The sequence below is a fragment of the Aeromonas popoffii genome, assembly GCF_000820025.1.
Classification (GTDB): domain Bacteria; phylum Pseudomonadota; class Gammaproteobacteria; order Enterobacterales; family Aeromonadaceae; genus Aeromonas; species Aeromonas popoffii.
Genome location: NZ_CDBI01000035.1, coordinates 921 through 3166, shown reverse-complemented (window position 1 = coordinate 3166; position 2246 = coordinate 921). Strand labels below are relative to the sequence as shown.

Below are 2246 nucleotides of genomic sequence, written 5' to 3'. Positions count from 1 at the left end.
ATGTGGTCGACCACATCAACAAGACCAAGGATGACAAGCTGACCTATTGGGGACCTATCCTGGGCGCAGGCTCACCCAAGACTTTGATAGTACCGGAAGTGATGACTGCCTCTTATCTGACCCTCGAAGGCGAGAAGATTGAGATCAAGGAGATGAACACGCCGACTGCTTACCTGTGGGCGCCGTCCATCAAGACAGCATTGGGCGGTGTGCCGGTTTATCACGGCGTCCACGTCTGGATGGCGGATAGCCAGACCAAGGAAGCCCGCGCTCATTGGGTGAAGACCCTCAACGAATTGCTGGCCATGAAACCCGATCGTGTCGTACCTGGCCACTTCCTGGGTGCTGAGCCCAAGGGCACTGAAGCCGTGACCTTTACCCGTGACTATGTCCAGCGCTTCGAGCAGGAGTTGGCCAAGTCCAAAAACTCTGGTGAGCTGATTGAAGGCTTGAAGAAAGCCTTCCCGTCCTTGCCGGTCGACGATGGTCTGACCATCGGAGCCAAGGTCAACACCGGTGAAATGAAGTGGTAATTGCCTGACGCCTGCTTCCCTGTGTTTTTTACCGGGCCCTTGGGCCCGGTTTTTTTAGCCAAACAATCGAGAATGAATCACATGAACGAGACAAGCCTGCATTACGTCTATGACCCCCTCTGTGGCTGGTGCTATGGCGCAGCCCCCTTGCTGCAAGCGGCGGCCGGGATTCCTGGTCTTCACATCGAACTGCATGCTGGCGGCCTCTGGCTGGGCGAGCGTCGTCAGCCCATGGGTCAGGCCCTGCGTGACTATGTCCGCCCTCATGATGAGCGGATCCAGGCTCTGACTGGCCAGCCCTTCGGCGAGCACTATTTCAACGAGTTGCTGCTGCGCGATGGCTTGCTGCTTGACTCGGAGCAACCCATCCGCGCCATCCTGGCTATGTCGGCGTTGGGCGGCAAGGGCTTGACCCTGCTGCATCGTATCCAGCAGTCCCACTATCGTGATGGCATCTGGATCGGTTCCCTCGAGCACCTGAGCAGCCTGGCGGCAGAGCAGGGCATGGATGCCGCGGCATTTGCAGATGCTTATCAGAACGTGGATCTGGCTGGTCATCTGGCAGACAGCCAGCGCTGGATGCGTCGCCTCGGTGGACAGGGCTACCCCACGCTGGGTCTGGTACAAGGGGACAAGGTGACGCCGCTGTCCGCCTCTTCCTTCCTGGGGGAGCCGGCGGCCTTTGCCCGTCAGATCCAGGCCGTGATGGGACGCTGAATCCGTGTCTCGTCTAGTGGCGAACGGGATGCAAGGTGAACCCTGGCTGAGGGGGCGATGTTTCCTCCCCTCTTGCTCCTCATGTTATCTGCTGGCGTGACGATATATTGACTAGCGGAGAGTTTATAAATCATCCGCTTGCGATCATAACGCTACGTTCTATGGGGATAGCTCGGGAGTTCGGCTCCACGGGTTTGCGTCTAGCCGCCAAGGATATCAATCATGTTCAAAAATATGTCTATAGCTCAGAAGTTGAGTGCCGGCTTTGCCGTATTGGCACTGCTAGTGGTCGGGCTTGCCTGGTTTTCCATCACTCAGTTGTCCCGCCTCTACGCAGATACTGCCGCCATCTCAGAGAATTTGCTGCCATCGACCCGTTATGCCAGCCAGATGCATGTGGCCATTCTTGATGCCCGTCGCTCTGAGTTGGCAATAGTGATTGGTGGTTTGAATAATGACATGCAGGAAGTGAGTGAGCGCACGGCCACCTTTAACCAGGCGAAGCAAGAGTTTGACTCGGCTGCACAACATTATGGCGCGCTGCCGTTTGCATCAGATGAAGATAAACAAAACTATGAACAGCTGATTGCTGCCGGTGCTAAGTATTTTTCTATGCATAAGGAGCTGATGGCGGCCATTGCCAGTGGGGACCTCGAGCGGGTCAAGGGGTTGCGTAAAAACGAGACCCGTGTTGCCCTGGAGGAGGTGGGCTCCAAATCCTATCGTATGCGCGAGATCAACAACGAGGTTGCCAGTGGCATGGTCAAATCGGTCGCCGAGCTTTACAGCAACTCGCGCAACATGAGTATCCTGGTGGGGGTGGTGACGCTGGCGTTTGTCATCATCGTGGCCTGGTTGCTGACCGGCCAGATCCGCAATCCCGTCATGGCCCTGCTGGAGCAGACTCGCAAGGTATCGGCGGGTGATCTGGCGGCTCACCTCGACTTGAAACAGTTCAACAACGACGAGCTGGGCCAGCTGGCCAAGGGCTTTGGC

General features: G+C 56.9%; 2 protein-coding genes and 1 pseudogene. All 3 read left to right on the top strand.

Annotated elements, in window-relative coordinates:
• Positions 1-533: pseudogene (locus BN1129_RS07355) on the top strand (MBL fold metallo-hydrolase); the annotation flags it as partial.
• 81 nt (positions 534-614) lie between these two features.
• Positions 615-1250 (top strand): DsbA family protein, encoded by a 636-nt coding sequence (locus BN1129_RS07350; protein ID WP_042035580.1) that lies wholly within the window; start codon positions 615-617, stop codon positions 1248-1250.
• Positions 1251-1472: 222 nt separating this feature from the next.
• The coding region (locus BN1129_RS07345) for an MCP four helix bundle domain-containing protein (protein WP_042035579.1) at positions 1473-2246 on the top strand (774 nt) is incomplete at its 3' end.